The organism is Phytohabitans sp. LJ34, from assembly GCF_052068095.1.
GTDB lineage: Bacteria > Actinomycetota > Actinomycetes > Mycobacteriales > Micromonosporaceae > Phytohabitans.
The window spans coordinates 153,008-168,951 of sequence record NZ_JBQHDG010000004.1 but is presented as its reverse complement, the minus strand read 5'-3'; the positions used below and the strand labels follow the sequence as shown (position 1 = coordinate 168,951).

Annotated in this window: 17 protein-coding genes; 10 read left to right on the top strand and 7 right to left on the bottom strand. The window is 69.5% G+C overall.

Translation table 11 applies throughout. The features are described from left to right. Positions 1 to 16: 16 nt before the first annotated feature. From ACTMTJ_RS08475 to ACTMTJ_RS08465, 3 genes are all read left to right on the top strand, one after another. Positions 17 to 1,030 carry a CU044_5270 family protein gene (locus tag ACTMTJ_RS08475; protein ID WP_441215569.1) on the top strand — a complete coding sequence of 338 codons (1,014 nt, stop codon included), beginning with the start codon at positions 17 to 19 and terminating at the stop codon, positions 1,028 to 1,030. A 225-nt stretch (positions 1,031 to 1,255) separates the two neighbouring features. Continuing rightward, the gene (locus ACTMTJ_RS08470; RefSeq protein ID WP_441215568.1) at positions 1,256 to 1,681 is read left to right on the top strand and encodes an Atu4866 domain-containing protein; all 426 of its coding nucleotides are present in this window, start codon (positions 1,256 to 1,258) and stop codon (positions 1,679 to 1,681) included. Positions 1,682 to 2,283: 602 nt separating this feature from the next. Beyond that, positions 2,284 to 2,511 carry a hypothetical protein gene (locus ACTMTJ_RS08465; RefSeq protein WP_441215567.1) on the top strand — a complete coding sequence of 76 codons (228 nt, stop codon included), beginning with the start codon at positions 2,284 to 2,286 and terminating at the stop codon, positions 2,509 to 2,511. Positions 2,512 to 2,595: 84 nt separating this feature from the next. On the opposite strand, the gene ACTMTJ_RS08460 is transcribed toward ACTMTJ_RS08465, so the two are convergent. Genes ACTMTJ_RS08460 through ACTMTJ_RS08450 form a run of 3 tightly spaced genes read right to left on the bottom strand, consistent with a single transcriptional unit; the run spans position 2,596 to position 6,229 of the window. Then, the gene (locus tag ACTMTJ_RS08460; protein WP_441215566.1) at positions 2,596 to 4,773 is read right to left on the bottom strand and encodes a xanthine dehydrogenase family protein molybdopterin-binding subunit; all 2,178 of its coding nucleotides are present in this window, start codon (positions 4,771 to 4,773) and stop codon (positions 2,596 to 2,598) included. Beyond that, positions 4,770 to 5,750: an FAD binding domain-containing protein gene (locus ACTMTJ_RS08455; RefSeq protein ID WP_441215565.1), complete on the bottom strand. Its 981-nt coding sequence runs from the start codon at positions 5,748 to 5,750 to the stop codon at positions 4,770 to 4,772. Before ACTMTJ_RS08455 ends, ACTMTJ_RS08460 begins: the two co-directional genes overlap by 4 nt. Then, entirely contained in the window at positions 5,747 to 6,229 is a 483-nt protein-coding gene (locus ACTMTJ_RS08450) for a (2Fe-2S)-binding protein (RefSeq protein ID WP_441215858.1), read from the bottom strand. The genes ACTMTJ_RS08455 and ACTMTJ_RS08450 overlap by 4 nt, the downstream gene beginning before the upstream one ends. A gap of 559 nt (positions 6,230 to 6,788) precedes the next feature. Here ACTMTJ_RS08450 and ACTMTJ_RS08445 point away from each other — a divergent pair. From ACTMTJ_RS08445 to ACTMTJ_RS08430, 4 genes are all read left to right on the top strand, one after another. Next, a complete protein-coding gene (locus ACTMTJ_RS08445) occupies positions 6,789 to 7,886 on the top strand; it encodes a PQQ-dependent sugar dehydrogenase (RefSeq protein WP_441215564.1) in 1,098 nt (365 codons plus the stop codon). 19 nt (positions 7,887 to 7,905) lie between these two features. After that, complete coding sequence (locus tag ACTMTJ_RS08440) at positions 7,906 to 8,670, top strand: TetR/AcrR family transcriptional regulator (RefSeq protein WP_441215563.1); 765 nt, start codon at positions 7,906 to 7,908, stop codon at positions 8,668 to 8,670. A 43-nt stretch (positions 8,671 to 8,713) separates the two neighbouring features. Next, positions 8,714 to 9,580 (top strand): helix-turn-helix domain-containing protein, encoded by an 867-nt coding sequence (locus ACTMTJ_RS08435; protein ID WP_441215562.1) that lies wholly within the window; start codon positions 8,714 to 8,716, stop codon positions 9,578 to 9,580. Between the two features lie 121 nt (positions 9,581 to 9,701). Further along, a complete protein-coding gene (locus tag ACTMTJ_RS08430; protein ID WP_441215561.1) occupies positions 9,702 to 10,439 on the top strand; it encodes an SDR family oxidoreductase in 738 nt (245 codons plus the stop codon). 159 nt (positions 10,440 to 10,598) lie between these two features. Here the strand turns inward: ACTMTJ_RS08430 and ACTMTJ_RS08425 are convergent, their stop codons facing one another. The 4 genes from ACTMTJ_RS08425 to ACTMTJ_RS08410 all read right to left on the bottom strand — a co-directional run bounded on the left by ACTMTJ_RS08425 (position 10,599) and on the right by ACTMTJ_RS08410 (position 13,807). Further along, positions 10,599 to 10,886: a DUF3592 domain-containing protein gene (locus ACTMTJ_RS08425; protein WP_441215560.1), complete on the bottom strand. Its 288-nt coding sequence runs from the start codon at positions 10,884 to 10,886 to the stop codon at positions 10,599 to 10,601. A gap of 44 nt (positions 10,887 to 10,930) precedes the next feature. After that, complete coding sequence (locus ACTMTJ_RS08420; RefSeq protein ID WP_441215559.1) at positions 10,931 to 11,656, bottom strand: alpha/beta fold hydrolase; 726 nt, start codon at positions 11,654 to 11,656, stop codon at positions 10,931 to 10,933. An 800-nt stretch (positions 11,657 to 12,456) separates the two neighbouring features. Then, on the bottom strand, positions 12,457 to 12,903 hold the full coding sequence (locus tag ACTMTJ_RS08415) for a cellulose binding domain-containing protein (RefSeq protein WP_441215558.1): 447 nt from the start codon (positions 12,901 to 12,903) through the stop codon (positions 12,457 to 12,459). 445 nt (positions 12,904 to 13,348) lie between these two features. Further along, positions 13,349 to 13,807: a hypothetical protein gene (locus ACTMTJ_RS08410; protein WP_441215557.1), complete on the bottom strand. Its 459-nt coding sequence runs from the start codon at positions 13,805 to 13,807 to the stop codon at positions 13,349 to 13,351. Between the two features lie 249 nt (positions 13,808 to 14,056). On the opposite strand from ACTMTJ_RS08410, the gene ACTMTJ_RS08405 reads away from it, so the two are divergent. Genes ACTMTJ_RS08405 through ACTMTJ_RS08395 form a run of 3 tightly spaced genes read left to right on the top strand, consistent with a single transcriptional unit; the run spans position 14,057 to position 15,836 of the window. Next, the gene (locus ACTMTJ_RS08405; protein ID WP_441215556.1) at positions 14,057 to 14,647 is read left to right on the top strand and encodes a hypothetical protein; all 591 of its coding nucleotides are present in this window, start codon (positions 14,057 to 14,059) and stop codon (positions 14,645 to 14,647) included. Between the two features lie 16 nt (positions 14,648 to 14,663). After that, positions 14,664 to 15,254, top strand: coding sequence for a hypothetical protein (locus ACTMTJ_RS08400; RefSeq protein ID WP_441215555.1), 591 nt, complete (start codon positions 14,664 to 14,666; stop codon positions 15,252 to 15,254). Positions 15,255 to 15,266: 12 nt separating this feature from the next. Beyond that, positions 15,267 to 15,836 carry a hypothetical protein gene (locus ACTMTJ_RS08395; RefSeq protein ID WP_441215554.1) on the top strand — a complete coding sequence of 190 codons (570 nt, stop codon included), beginning with the start codon at positions 15,267 to 15,269 and terminating at the stop codon, positions 15,834 to 15,836. Positions 15,837 to 15,944: the final 108 nt, after the last annotated feature.

Below are 15,944 nucleotides of genomic sequence, written 5' to 3'. Positions count from 1 at the left end.
GAACCGGAGGAACCCGATGACAGCGCTACACGATCTCGGCGACGCTCTTGCACCGCCCGCGCTCGGCGGGAGCCAGGCCGAACCGCCACTCGACCTGCGCCGGCGGGTGCTGACCAGCGTCCGCGAGCCGAGCCGATCCGCGGGCGTGTACGGCCGGAGGCTCGCGTTGCGCCTCGGTACGGTGGGCGCCGGTGCCGTCGCCGTCGCCGTACTCGTAGCGACGAACTCCGGTCCGGGCGCTGATCCGCCGGCCGGCACGACCCTCGACGCGGCTCGCGTCTGGGAGTTGGCGGCACAGGGCGCGGCGGCGCTGCCCGCGGCCGGTCCCAAAGACCGGTTCGCGTTTTACGAGACGGTGGGATTCAACCGGGTCCTCGAGCCCGCGAAGCGGTACGGCACCAGGATCGTACCCCCCGACCTGCCACCGGTCGGGACCCTCGAAGGACCGCAGGTAACGCAGGTCTGGCATCCGCTCGACCAGACGCGGGACGGGTACTTCAAGCTCCTGGCTCCCTACAACGGCCGGGCGGCGATCCTCGGATCGCACCCCGGCATCCGCGTCGCGTCGGGAACGGTGAAGGACGGCACGCTCGGATTCTTCGGTGAGCAGGTCGACCTGCCCACCGAAACCGACGGCATCGCGGCCTACCTCTACCGCGACTCCGGTGAGATCTCGCGGGAAGAAGCGGACCGGCGCGCGTTCGACCGGATCGTCATCATGTGGCTGCCGCAAAACGTGGCCCGGCCGCAGGTCCAGGCCGCCGTGCTACAGGCGGCACGGCGAATCGGGGGCGTGCAAGTGCAGCAGCAGGCGAAGGACGCGGCCGGCCGGCCGGGCGTCGGGCTGATCCGCACCGACAACAACGTCCGGACGGAGCTGATCTTCGACCCGAAGGACTACCGCTTCCTCGGCTACAACAAGGTCACAACCGTCGACGACCCAACCCGGCACATGAAGGCAGGCGACATCATCACCAGCTACGCCATCAAACGATTCACCTACGTGGAAAAGATCAAGCAGCTTCCGTGAGATCGGTTTATGCGGTGGTGGCGCGGGGGCTGGCTCCACAGCGGGCACCGCGGCGGAGACGCCCACCATGACGAAGGCACCGGTTACCGTGCCACCGCCTAGCGGCGAGGAGACTTCCGTGCATCTGAGCGCCCCACGCTTGGGTGGGTGCGACACGGCCTGGAAGGCCGTTGCCGCCGAACCTACGGTCGAGTGAGATAACCGCAATCGCTGGGAGACAAACAGATGCGCGCTCATCTCATCGGATCGGGGCGCCGTTCGGCCGGCCTCGTGCTTGTCCTCTTCGCGGCCGGGGTGCTGGCCGCGTGCCGCACGGCGTCGCCGGGGGAGTCACCGTCCCGGCAGCCGCCGGTCGCCGGCGCCCACCCGTACGTCGGTATGTGGGTCACCGCGGACAACTACATCCGGCAGGAGCTGCGGGTCGACGGCCGCTACGACGAAGCCCGTGGCACCCGGGCCAGTGCCTACACCGGCCGGTACGAAGTGACCGGCGACCACATCGACTACTGGGACGACAGCGGCTTCACCGCCGACGGCCGGTTCGACGGTGACGTCCTGCATCACGGTGGCTACCTCTTCTACCGCGAGGGCAGCGACTCACACCGCGAGGCTACGGCGGCCCGAGGGCCGGAAGGCGAGGGGGTCTCGTGACGCGCGTGTGCCGCGGTCATTAGGTGATTTCCGCCGACGCGGTGCGGCGCCTCCGATGCGACCTTGACCGCAACGGGATTGGAGACAGTCGCATGACCGAAGAGAAGACGCGGCTGATCACGGGAGCGTCGCCCGGCTTCGGCCGCGAGTTGGCTACCGGGGCGGACCGCACAGCCCGCGCGTACGGCAGGTAACGGCGATGGACGGCCAATCTCCCAGGCAAGGAGAGGACATGTCCAGGCACGTGCCGGCGACCCCGGTGTCGCGGCGAACGTTCATCGCCACGACGGCCGCTGCCGGCGGGGCGGCCGCGGGCGGCGGCGTGCTGACCGGCGCGCCGGCACAGGCCGCGCCCGCCGCCGCGGACGTACCGTCGAGCACCGTCGAACTGCTCGTCAACGGCCGGCGGCAGCGCGTCACTGTGGACAACCGCACGTCGCTGCTGGACCTGCTGCGCGAGCAGCCGGGCGAGCTGATCACCGCCGTCGAGATCCCGCCGCACGCCCGACCACTGGCCTCCGGATACCTGAAGGTTCGTTACCGCCAGTCGTACGAGTTCGCACTGACCTCGGCCGCGGTCGCCCTGCATATCCGCGGGCGGCGTGATCCGCGAGGCGAAGGTGGCGGCCGGGGGAGTGGGCACCGTGCCGTGGCGACTGCGGGCGGTCGAACGTCACCTCGTCGGGCAGCGGCCCGCGCCGGGGCTGTGGGCGAGCGCGGCCGAACACGCCGCCGAAGGAGCGCAGCCGTTGCGGCACAACGCCTTCAAGGTGAACCTGCTTCAACGCACCGTCGAACGCCAGCTGCGAGTCGTCGGAGGTGGCCAGTGACCGGTCAGCCCATCTGGCCCACACGCACGGAGGGTTCCTTCCCCGAGGCCCATGGGGAAGGAACCCTCCGCGTTTTCAGCCCCGTTACAGCAGAAGCTTGTCCTGGGTGAACGGGACCTCGCGGAGCCGCCGCCCGGTGGCGTGGAAGATGGCGTTGCCGATGGCGGTGGGCACACCGGTCATCGGGGTCTCGCCGAAGCCCTTGGCCTCGAGCGCCTGGCTGCCCGGGTCGGGCGCGTCGACGAAGAGGGCCTCCACGCTCGGCGGCGCGTCGGCGTTGACCGGGACGAGGTAGGTGGACAGGTTCGGGTTGACCACCCGGCCCGTCGTCCGGTCGATCACCGTGTGTTCCATCAGCGCGAATCCGATACCCCAGGTCACCCCGCCGAGGACCTGACCGCGCAGCGTCCGCCGGTTCATCACGCGGCCGACGTCGTACGCGCCGACGACGCGGGTGACCCGGACTCGGCCGTACCGCGGATGCACCCGCACCTCGACGAAGACCGCGCCGTACGTGTGCCCCGGCGCGTTCCGCACGTTGGCGCGAGCCGTGACCTCCTGGCCGTGGCGGCGGACCACGTCGCGGTAGGTGTCGAAGCGCGACCGGTTCTGCGAGTCGAACAACCGGCCCTGCTCGACGGCGACCCGGTCCGCCGGGACGCCGTACAACCGCGACCGGCGGTCGGCGACGGCCAGCCGGATGACGGCGGTGCGCACGTCCAGGACGGCCTGGTTCACCGAAGGGACCACGCTCGGTATCGTCGACGAGGCGACCGACAGTCCCGCGGCTGGCAGGGCGGTGTCACCGAGAGTCGTGGTGACATGCGCCAGCGGCACCCCGGCCGCGTCGGCGGCCACCTGCGAGAGCACCGTGTACGTGCCGGTGCCGATCTCCTGGGTGCCCACGCCCACTCGCACCCGGCCGTCGGTGTCGATCGTCGCGTCGGCGTTGGATTCGAAGTTGCCGTAGGTGTGCGTCTCGGTGGCCATCCCCCAGCCGACGTACTCGTCGCCGTCCCGGTTGACGCCGGGCCGGGCGTCCCGTCGCCGCCAGCCGAATGCCTCGGCGCCCATCCGGAGGCACTCGGCGAGGTGCCGACCGGTGAAGGGGCGCCCCTCGTGGTCGACCTTGGCGTCGTTGCGCAGGCGCAGGTCCACGGGATCGATCCGGAGCTCGTAGCTCAGCTCGTCCATCGCCGTCTCCAGCCCGAACTGCGCCGCGAGCTCCGGCGAGCGCATGAAGATGGAGGTCGGCATGTCCAACGGGACACCGAAATGCCGGACGTGGACGTTCGGGCAGGCGTAGAGGGTGTGGGTGGCGATGCTGGTGTTGAAGATGGCTTGGTCGTCGCGGGTCAGCTGGGCGGTGCTGTCGTGCGCGATAGCGATCAGGCGTCCGTCCCGTGCGGCGCCGATCCGGAGCCGCTGGTGGAACTCGGACCGGTGACCGTTCGACGTGTACATGTGCGCGCGGGTGAGCACGGTCCGCACCGGCCTGCCGAGTTCGCGCGCGACCGCGGCGTTGAGCAGGGTGTGCGGCCAGACAACTCCCTTCGCGCCGAACCCGCCGCCGAGGTAGGGCGAGATCACCCGTACGTTGGCCGGCTCGACGCCGAGGGCGAGCGCCACCATGCCACGGGTGGCGGAGACGCCCTGCGCGGACTCGTACACGGTCACCCGGTTTCCGTCCCACACCGAGGTGGTGGCGTGCGGTTCGATGGGGTTGTGGTGGTGGGTGGGAGACCGGTATTCGAGGTCGAGCCGGACGGGCGCGTCGCCCAATCCCTGGTCGACGTCGCCGCGGGACACCTCGTTCGGGTCGCCCATGAACGGACCCGGAATGAGCGGCTCGGCGGTGGCGTCGTCGATGGCGATCTCCGGCTTCTCCGCCCGGTACTCGACGTGCACGAGGCTCGCGGCGAAGCGGGCCTGCTCGAAGGTCTGCGCGACGACGAGGGCCACCGGCTGTCCATTGTGGTGGATGCGGTTGTCCTGGAGCGGTACGAAGCCCTTGACGTAGAAGGGCTGCGGGCGGGCGATCCGCGGCATGTTCTCGTGCGTATAGACCGCGACGACACCGGCGCTTCGCCGTGCTTCGTCCGCGTCGGTGCGCGTCACCTCGCCGCGGCTGATGGTGCTCAGCACCAGAAACCCGTGCAACAGGCCGTCGACGGGCTGGTCCGCCGCGTACCGCGCGGCGCCGGTGACCTTGGCTCGGCCGTCGACCCGAGGGACGTCACGCCCGACAAGCTTCCTGCTCATCGCGGGCCTCCCAGCTCACTCAGCACGCCGGCCAGGGCACGCTGCACAAGTTCCACCTTGAACTCGTTGCCATCCCGCGGTGCCGCCTGGCGCACCAGCGCGCGTCCCGCCTCGGCGACGCTTTCCGCGGTCAGCCGTCGACCCCGCAGCGCCGCCTCCGCCTCCGGCGAGCGCCACGGCTTGGTGCCGATGCCGCCGAACGCCAGTCGAATCTCCTGTACCCGCCCGGCCCGCACGCGCAGCACGGCGGCGACGGAGACGACGGCAAACTCGAACGTCGCCCGGTCACGCAGCTTGAGGTAGCGCGACATGGGTGCTGAGGGGCCTCCGGGCACCTCCACGCCGGTGATCAGCTCGCCGTACCGCAAGGCGTTCTCCAGGTGCGGCGTGTCGCCCGGCAGCACGTAGAAGTCGGTGATCGGGATCTGCCGTGCGCCGTCCGGACCGAGCACGTTCACCGTCGCGTCCAGCGCGGTCAAGGCCACCGCCAGGTCGGACGGGTGCGTGGCGATGCAGCGGTCGCTCGTGCCGAGGAAGGCGTGGATGCGGTTGTCCCCCGTGATCGCCGGGCAGCCGCTGCCGGGCACGCGCTTGTTGCAGGCCGAACCGGCGTCGCGGAAGTAGCCGCACCGCGTGCGTTGCAGCAGGTTGCCGCCGATCGAGGCCATGTTGCGCACCTGGGGTGACGCCGACGCGAGCAAAGCCTGCGACACCACCGGGAACCGTCGACGTACCCGGGCGTCGTCTGCCACCTGCCGCATCCGGGCGAGCCCGCCGATGCGCACACCGTCGTCGTCGACGGTCACGTCGGCGAGCCTCAACCGGTTGATGTCGACGAGGTGGTGATGGTCCTCGGAACCGTCCCGCATCAGATTCAACAGGTCCGTGCCGCCCGCGATGTACGTCGTGTCCGGCCGGGACGCGAGCCGGACGGCCGTCGCCGGGTCGGTCGCCGTGGAGTAGCCGAAGGCCCTCATCCGCGCATCTCCTCACTCGCGTCCAGGACGGCGGCGACGATGCCCTGGTACGCCGCGCACCGGCACAGGTTGCCGCTCATCCATTCCCGCACCTCGTCCTCCGAGCGGGTGTGGCCCTCGTGGATGCATGCCACGGCGGACATGATCTGACCCGGGGTGCAGCCGCCGCACTGGAACGCGTCGTGGCGGATGAAGGCTTCCTGAACGGGATGCAGCTTGTCCCCGCTGGCCAGCCCTTCGACCGTGGTCACCTCGGTGCCTTGGCGCATGACCGCCAGGGTGAGGCAGGACTTGATCCGCTGGCCGTCGGCCAGCACGGTGCAGGCGCCGCACTCGCCGCGGTCGCAGCCCTTCTTGGTGCCGGTCAGCCCCATCCGGTCCCGCAACGCGTCCAGCAACGTGACCCGCGGCTCGACGACCACCCGCCGCGGCACTCCGTTGACCGACAATGCGATCTCGACCGACCCACCGGCCGCCACGGCGACCGGAGGCGCCGCCGCGGGTGGGGCCGCGGCAGCCCCCGCCGCGGGCGTTACCGTCGGCGCTGCCGCCGCGACTGACCCTGCCGCCGCGGCAGCCTTCAGCACCGTGCGGCGCCGCACAGGTACAACCTCCTGCTCAGACACGCTTTCCCTCCCTCAAGGTCTGCCCTTTGTGGATGGTCGACCCGCTCGTGGAACGCCCGCGCGGCGTCGTCATGCGGCCAAGGTCGCATCGTTGGCCCGGCATTCGCGTCGGCGGGAACCGCCTAGATCGCCGAGGCGACGTTGACGGCATGGCATGCGTGACCACCTGACCTGACCGTATCAGTGATAACTAGATTCCGATAGCGTCTTGACCTATCATCTTTATGCCATCACCCGGTATCAGCGCTACCATGTCCTGGGGGAGAGGGAGTACACCCGTGAACACGAACCAGCAGCGAGTTGCGTCGTGACCGGCGGATCCCGCGGTATCGACCGCGCCGTCGCGCGGCGGCTCGCCGGAGGCAGTGCCATGTCACATCGACCGTTTCGACGCGCCGCGACGGGTGCGAGCATGATCGCCGTGCTCGTCCTGACGGCATGCTCGACCGACCGACAACCGATCACCAACCCTGCCGGCGCGCAGCCGGCCGCCACGGGCAGTGGCGGCCCGGCCTCGACGCTCGGCGAACCCACCGAAATCACCACCGGCCTCGCCGCTCCCTGGGGGCTGACCTTCCTGCCCGACCGATCGGCGCTGGTGTCCCAACGGATCACCGGTGACATCGTCCGCATACCCGCGGGCGGCGGCACCCCGCAGACCGTCGGCGTGGTGCCCGGTGTCGTGGCCACCTCCGAGGGCGGCCTGCTCGGCATCGTCGCCTCACCGGACTTCGCCACCGACCGCACCGTTTACGCCTCGGTCTCGGGGGCGCGGGAGAACGCCATCGTCGCCCTGCGCATCGCCGAGGACTTCCGGTCGCTGCGGCGCGTACGGGTGCTGCTCGACGGCATCCAGACGGCCGACCGCCACCACGGCGGACGCATCAAGATCGGCCCGGACGGCAACCTGTGGATCGGCACCGGCGACGCGTTCGAACCGCAGAACGCCGCGGCCGACGACACGCTCAACGGCAAGATCCTGCGGATCCGGCCGGACGGGAGCATCCCGCCGGACAACCCTAGGCCCAATTCCCCGATCTACTCCTCCGGGCATCGCAACGTCCAGGGGATCGCCTTCGGACCCGACGGCACGGCGTACGCCACCGAACTGGGCCACCGCACCTGGGACGAGGTCAACGTCCTCCAGGCGGGCCAAGACTACGGCTGGCCGGAAACCGAGGGCGTGCAAGGCGACACCGGACAACCACCCATCTTCACCGTCCATCCCGACGACGCCTCACCCTCAGGCGCCGCCTACGCCGCCGGCTCACTCTGGATCGGCGCACTCGGCGGTCAACGCCTGTGGCAGCTACCGGTCGCCGGCAACGCCGCGAACGGAAACGCCGTCGAGCATTTCGAGGGCGACTACGGACGCATCCGAACCGTCGAGGTCGCCCCCGACGGAGCGCTCTGGCTGGTTACCTCCAACACCGACCGCGCCACCTGGGGCGGCACCGACGGCCGGCCCGGCGACGACCGCATCCTGCGCGTCGAAGTCCAACCACGCTGAACGGAGGTAGATTACGGCCATGTCCGCCAAGGCCCCACGCGAGCGCATCATCGAGGCCACGGCGACGCTTCTCGCCGAAGGCGGACGTGACGCCGTCTCCACCCGCACCGTCTGTGCCGCGGCCCAGGTGCAGGCACCAGCCATCTACCGGCTCTTCGGCGACATGCAAGGCCTGCTCGACGCCGTCGGTGGCTTCGGCCTCGCCAGCTACCTGTCCGAAAAAGCCGCGTTGGACGACAGCGCCGATCCGGTCGACAACCTGCGCGCCGGATGGGACCTCCACGTCGAGTTCGGCCTGGCCCAGCCGGCCTTCTACACGCTCATTTTCGGCGACGTGCGCCCCGGCCACCAACCTCCGGCGGCGGCACAAGCCGCGGCCATCCTCGCCGATCGGGTGCACCGCATCGCACAGGCCGGACGGCTCCGCGTCACCGAGGAGCAGGCGGCTCAGCTCATCCACTCCGCCGGCAAAGGCGTGACGCTCACGCTCATCGCCACGCCACCGGAGAAACGCGACCTGAGACTGTCCACAATGGCCCGCGAGTCGATCCTCGCCACCATCACCACCGAGACCGCCGCCGCGGTCGCATCCAACGGTCTTGTCAACGCGGCGGTCTCGCTGCAAGCCCACCTCGACGAGGCCACGATCCTCACCGACCGGGAGCGCGCCCTGCTCGACGAGTGGCTGCACCGCATCGGCACGGTCTCACCCACGCACCCCACGACCGGCGCGCGCGCCGGTCGTGAAGACTCAGTCGACAGCGGCCGGAGAGGGTGGGAGTAGCGCGGCCACCCTTCCCAGCCAGGTCCGGCATAGTGTCGAAGGCATGGATCGGGAAGACCAGCTCGGGCGGTTTCTGCGGGCGCGCCGCGAGCTCGTGCGGCCGGAGGATGTGGATCTGCCGACCGTCGGGTTGCGCCGGGTGCCAGGCCTGCGCCGCGACGAGGTGGCGATGCTGGCGGGTGTGAGCACCGACTACTACGTGCGTCTGGAGCAGGGCCGGGAGCGGCACCCGTCGGCTCAGGTCGTCGACGCGCTGGCCCGTGCACTCCACCTGGAGGAGGCGGCGACCGCGTACATGCATCAGCTGGCGCGTCAGACGCCGCGCCGGCGCCGTCCGGTCGCACGCCGAGAGCAAGTGAGCCCGACCTTGGTGCGCATGATGCAGGCCTGGCCGCACACGCCTGCCCTCGTGCTGGGGCGCTACCTGACGGTGCTGGCGCACAACCCACTCGGTGCGGCCCTGTTCGACGGCCACCGCTACAGCGGCGACCTCGTACGGCTCGTGTTTCTCGATCCGGGCGCGCGGGAGTTCTACCCGGACTGGGAGCGGGCGGCGGCAAATACCGTCGCCGGCCTTCGCGCGGCGGCGGGGCTCGACCACGACGATCCGCGGCTGATCGAGACCGTGGGCGAGCTGTCCCTCAAGAGCGAGCACTTCCGCAAGCTGTGGGCCCGCCACGACATCCGGCAGAAGACCCACGAAACCAAGAGGTTCCACCATCCGCTGGTCGGTGACCTGGTCCTGAGCTACGAGGCACTGACGGTAAACGGTGCCCCGGGTCAGCAGCTCGTCGTCTACGAGGCCGAGCCGGGCAGCCCTTCGGAGCAGGCGCTGTCCCTACTGGGCAGCCTCACCGCGGGCGAGGCTGCCCAGGTCGCGCACCGGTCGGAGCGACCGCACCGCCGCTGAAGCACAGCCCGCCGACCGCGTCACCCGCACAACCCGTAGCCGCAGGCCACGTTTTCCCCCTGCGACGGCTTCACCGCGCCTGCCGCAGGCAGAGCAACCCGCCCAGTCCGAAAGGAACGCAATGACCAACCACAATCCCTCGAAGGTCGTCCTGGTGACCGGTGCGAGCAGCGGCATCGGATACGCCACCGCGGTGCGGCTCGCTCGTGAGGGACACCATGTCGTCCTTGGCGCACGCCGCAAAGACCGGCTCGACTCGCTCACGGCGGTCATCCGCGACGCCGGTGGCAGTGTCGACACGCGCGCCCTGGACGTCACCAACGCCGACGACGTCGCCGAGTTCGTCGACGTCGCCGTCCGTGAGCGCGGGCAGGTCGATGTGATTGTCAACAACGCCGGCGTCATGCCGTTGTCCCGGCTGGATTCGTTGCTGGTCGACGAGTGGAACCGGATGATCGATGTCAACGTCCGCGGCCTGCTGCACGGCATCGCCGCCACGCTTCCGCACTTTCAGCGGCAGGGCAGCGGCCACTTCGTCACCATCGCGTCCGTCGGCGCCCACCAGGTTTCCCCGACCGCGGCCGTCTACTGTGCCACGAAGTACGCCGCTTGGGCGATCACCGAGGGCCTGCGGCTCGAGGTCGACCCGAGCATCCGGGTCACCACGATCTCGCCGGGAGTCGTTGAGTCCGAGCTGGCCGACACCATCACCGAGCCGGGCGCCAAAGAGCTGATGCGCACCTACCGGGCCGCCACCATCCCGGCCGACACCATCGCCGAGGCCATCTCGTACGCGATCGGACAGCCGGCCGGCGTCGACGTCAACGAGCTCGTCATCCGGCCGACGAGGCAGCGATAGCACTGGGCGGTCTACACATCCGAGCACGGTCATCGCGTTGGTCCACGTCTGTTGGCCCCCGCGATGACCGTCTCGCCGTTCGCCACCGCCAGCCGTGACCGGCGGCGAACCAGGGAGCGAACCGGGCTCGTCTGCTCGCAGAATTGCCAAGCGCCGGGGTCAGAGGACGTTGAGGGCCGAGAGCGCGCCGAGGGTCACGAGGAAAAGACCGAGCGCTGTGAAGGTCCATCCCATCGTGGAACCGCGCTGACCGCTGGAGTTGATGACGGCACGTCCCGAATCTTCGGGGGCGTAGAGGATGGTGACGCGAGCTCCGGGCTGAGGAGGGTTGGTCTCACCATACTTCGACGTGACCTCGACCGGATGGCCTTCGAGGGTCGTGAAGCGGAAGATCGGCCTGACCGAAGGGCTGTCCGGGTCACGACTCCGCACCAGACCAGTGACCACGCCGGGAACCTGTATCCAGCGGGCACGGAGCCGTCGTGTTCTGATCAGCAGCCAGGCACCGCACACCATCCACGCCAACCCGAGGCAACCGAGCGCCGATGTCGATTGCAATCAAGACCGCCTTTCGCGCCGCGAATGACGACCGCCAGCGTATACCCCGCATCCCTCAGCCCAGTTTTCCTACAATCTTCGCTACTTCGCCCGGCATGGAGAGGAACGGCGCGTGTGAGGCGTCGAGCGTGACGACGGCGGTCTGATTCACCCGAGGCGAGGTCGAGCCGCAACGCCCCGGTCACGTCGGGATCGCCGCGAAGCGCGGACAGGACCAACGCGCCGGCGTTCTCCGGCCGAACGAAGTACGGGTCGGCCGGACTGCCCGAGGCGGGCATGACCGCGGCGATGTACACGGCGTGCGCCACCAACTCGGGAACCTGCTGCGCCACCCGGGTCAGGACGTGGCCGCCCATGCTGTGAGCCACCACCGTGACCGGGCCGCCACGCCCGAGCTGTTTCACCTGGGAAGCCAGCAGATCGGCCGCTTGGTCGAGGTCCACAGTGGCTACTGGCGAGACCTCGGTCGCCAGCTTCGCCGCGTCGAACGGACGGACGGTCAGGCACGCGGGCCGACGGGCACGCAACCCGTGCCCGGCCAGGTCAACCGCCAGAGCCGGACGGCCGTACGGCGCGAGGTCGGCGATGACCTCGCTCCAGCACCAGGCGCCATGCCAGGAGCCGGGCAGGAAAAGGATCGGCGTAGAACTGGGAGACATACCCGCTCCGTTGAGATGGGACTACAGCTTGTTTCAAACGGCCTGCGCCGCGGCGCCAATTTCGCATCAGCGGCACCGCGCTCGCGTCGGTGGAGTTCACCTATATCCCGTGTGCGAGCAGATGCGATGGGCACCGTCGGTAACCGTCGGGGATAGATGGCAATACGCTGGCACTCGTGCGCGGCGGCGGAGCCCGTGTGGTCGGGTGTCGGTGGCGTGCTGGTGGGGGACCGTCGGGGCTCCCTGGTGCTGGATGGTGAGCGCTGGAAGGCACCCCGGGGGTGCCGCGCCCTCGTGGCTCAGGGGATAGAGCAACGGTTTCCTTAGACGATGACATGATCTTGGATGTGTAGCCCTGACCTGCCTGGTCGCGGCGACCCACAGTGCGAACGGCACCGTGTCGAAAGCCAGCACGTGCGAGCCGCTGCCGAGCTCGTCGGCGGCCACGGCCGTACTCACCCCGAGCAGCCGCCTGCGCCGGACGATCCCGTCCGTCACGCGCCCGTCGACCAGATACGTCAGCACCGCGTCAAACAAAACCCTGCCGGCGCAAGCCGCTGCCGGGCCGTCCGGGCCCACCCGCTTCGGCCGCAGCGACCGCGACGGCGCCGCGAACGGCGCAGCGCGAACCAGGCCCGGCTTGGGCCGCGCTTGCAGGCGGTCAGCTTCTGCTCGGTCAGCCAGCAGCCTCCAGTGTCGACCAACTCGGCGAGATCTAGCGATCGAGCCACGCCTGGACTTCATCGCGTATCGCCCCGGCCGAGCGGGTCGACGGCGCCGGGGTGGTTGTGCTCTGAGGCTCAGAACGCCGTGCAGATGGCGGAGGTCGGTATCCCGCTGAGCGCGAGCGAGGTCCGGGTGGCGATGAACCCGAAGTTGGTCGTGCCGCCTGGATTGAGGGCGGCGTTCCATGCGACGCTGCCGAACGTCAGGCGGGGCTCGTCCTTGAGCTGTGTGGTGTTCCAGACCTGGTTGACCGTGTACTCGTCGGGGTTGTATACGAGCCGTACCTTCCAGCCCGTGGTGCGCTGGTTGCCGGTGTTCGTGACGTCGACGCTGGCCTGGAACGGCAGCAACTCGACGCCGTTGCGGTCCTTGAAGAAGACGGGGTGATAGGCGACGGCGCAGCTGGTCGCCGCGTGGCTCGGTGTGGCGACCGCGAGCGTGCCGGCGACAGCGACCAGGACGGCGGCGAGCCAGGGAACGAGCCGGCGGACTCGGCCGGGTCGCAATGGTTGATCAGACACGGATGCCCCCTTCGACATTGTGGTGCGCTCAGTGTCGGGGGAGGCGTTCATCGATCCTGCATCGCCGCGTTCATCGGACCCATTTGCCAGCACCTCATCCAAGGAACCGGCCACCGTGATCGACCTTGCCCACGCAGCTCAACTCGCAACCGAGAGCAAAGCGAAGAAGCCCCGCGACCCTCCACTCGGGACCAGGAACCGGGCAGGAGCCCGCGCTCGCGCAGGCACGCAGGGGATTTTCTCTCGGAGCCCTCGACGGATAGGAGGCAAGCGACAACCCAGAGCCGTTGGCAAGGCGGCCACCGCGCGAGTTCGTGGGCGATTTCGTGCGTAGGCGGGCGTTTTCATCGAATCTGCACGCTGCTCGCATCGCAGGGCACGGTGAAAGGCCCGGCCGGGCTGGCGGCGGCCCGGCTGGCCTTCCTCGTCCGGATTGAGCGTTGTGTCAGCGCGCGGCGACGACGCTCGCGCAGTTGGGCTGCGGCGCTTCGCTCGCGCTGGGGCACAGCGAGATGCGCATTGTGTCGGTGGTCGGGCCGACCCTGGTGCTACCGGACAACGTCTCTCCGCGCAGGACGCGGAAAGGACGCGTCTCGATCACGACACCATTGTCGAGCTGGGTGAAAAGGACGGTGACCAACGGCAGGCGGCTGTTGGTCGCCTGGAAGTTGTTGACGTTCTGATCCCAGACGACCGTGCCGGTTACCGCAGCATTCGGGACCGGCATGCAGGGCATCGGCAGGCAGACCGCGTACGGATCGGGCGCCGTCGCCTGAGCCGAGGCCAGGGCCGGCGACCCTATGGCGGGCCCGACCAGGCCGATTGCCACCGCCGGTACGACGGCGGCACCACGGAGCCATCGCCGCCAACCCGGCGGTCGGGTGTCAAGGGCCTGAATGGTCATCTCGTCCTCCTCGAGGGATAGAACAGAGGGAGGAGCCGTGCTCGCCACGTCGCGGACTCCTCGTGCGGGTTCGCCATGCATCGTGGCCGGGGCGGTTCACGCGAACCGCATCGATCGGTTCATCGTCCAACGTGATCCGCCGGGCTCTGGTGTCGGTTTGCCTTCCTGGTATGGACGGGCAGCGCGGCCGCGGGCGGCAGTGCAGTTTGCGTGCAGGATCGGTGAACGGGCGCTGCGAGGCTACGTCGCATGTTCAAACGCCAACGAACCGTGACCCGATGGGGTGTTGCCGCCGTGGCGGCCCTGACTGTGGTGGGCGCCAGCCTGTCGATCGCCACCCCGGCGCAAGCCGCGACGTCCATCATGGACAGTTTCGAGGGCAACCCCTACGACCGGTGGATCGAGGATGAGCGCCAGGGCTACAGCATCGTCGAGCTGACAAACCACCAGCGCGCCCGGACCGGACACAAGATCGCCTGGCTGGAAGCATATCCACCCTCCGAGCACTCCGCGCGGATCCACCGCACGGTGAGCCTGGACCGTCCGGGCGGTGGCCCGGCGTGGTGCTACGGCGAGGCCTGGCTGATGAGGTCGAACATCGGGCTGCCGCGGCCGGAAAACGTGCGTGTGACCCTGGCGATTCGGGCGGGTGGTCCGGACGGCTTGCGCATCCACGGCTCCACCTACGAGCTCACCAAGGATCACGAGCAATCGTACGGGCGGGCGGCGTTCGCGAGCTTCGCCTACCAGTCGGGCCCGCTGACCATCGACATCTCCGCACGATCGGGCACCGTCCTGGTCGACGACGTAGCCGTCTGGTGCATCCGCCAAATCCACTAGAAAGGAACGTACTGACATGCTCCGACACCGACGGACCGGGCCGCCCCGATGGGCCGCCGTCGCCGTCGCGCTGGCCGTCGCCGGCGCGGGTCTAGTCGTGGCTGCCACCCCGGCATACGCCGAGCCGTTCCCCTTCTCGGAAGGCTTCGAAGGCAGCCCGAACGACCGGTGGATCCCGGTGGTCGTCCCGGGCCAGACCTCGGTGAGACTGGGCAACGACGCACGCGCCCGAACCCCCACGAAGGTGGCAAGCCTGAACGCCGGGCCGTTGGTGCCCTCAACGGCGGGGATCTACCGCACGGTGACCCCCGACATCACCCAGCCCATACCGTCCAGCTGCCAGGTGCAACTGTGGGCCCGCCGGGTCCCGAACGTGCCGGGACCGGACCCGCAATCCGTGGAGATGCAGTTCAAGCTCCGCTCTGGCGGTCCCAACGGGCAGATCACCTTGTCGCGAGGGACAAGCATCTACCGCACCGACGGCTGGGAGGCCTGGAACGTCGGCACGTTCTGGTACCCGTCGAGCACCTTCACCATCGAGATCACCGCGTACCACGGCAGGGCTCTGCTCGACGACCTCTTCTTCCAGTGCATCGGCTTCCACTGAAGGGACGCCCGCATGTTCCGACGTCACCGAACCAACCGGACCCGGTGGGTCGCCGCCGCGGCTGTGCTGACCCTGGTGGGCGGCGGCGTGTCCGTCGCCAGCCCGGCCCAGGCCGCGACCTCCGTCGCGGACGGCTTCGAGGGCAACCCCTACGACTTCTGGACTACCGTGGACCAACCCGGCGACAGCCTCGTCTGGCTTGGCAATCACAAAGACCGCCGCACGGGATCCGGCGCCGCGGTGTTCGACGCGCCGTTCGAGGTGCCCGCGCGGATCCACCGCCCGGTGATCGTGGACCGGCCGACCGGGGGCGCCGTGTGGTGCTACGCCGAGGCGTGGGTGCGCAAGGTCCCCGGCACGCAGACCACCCCCCGCGCCAGGCTGGGCATCCGGTCCACGGGAGCCTCGGACGGGATCTACATCGACCGCAGCACCTATGACCTCACGAACACCGACTGGGGGCGCGCCGCGTTCGCCTCGTTCGCTTATCAGACGTCCACCCTGACCGTGGACATCTCGGTGACCCGTGGCGAGATCTTCCTCGACGACGTGACTGTCTGGTGCAACCGACAGATCGGCTAGAAAGGGTCCCTTCATGCTCCGACACCTCTTCCAGCGCCAACGGTTTGGGCGAGCCCGCTGGATCACCGCCGCTACCGCGGCCGTCGTCCTCACGGCGGCCAGTTTGGC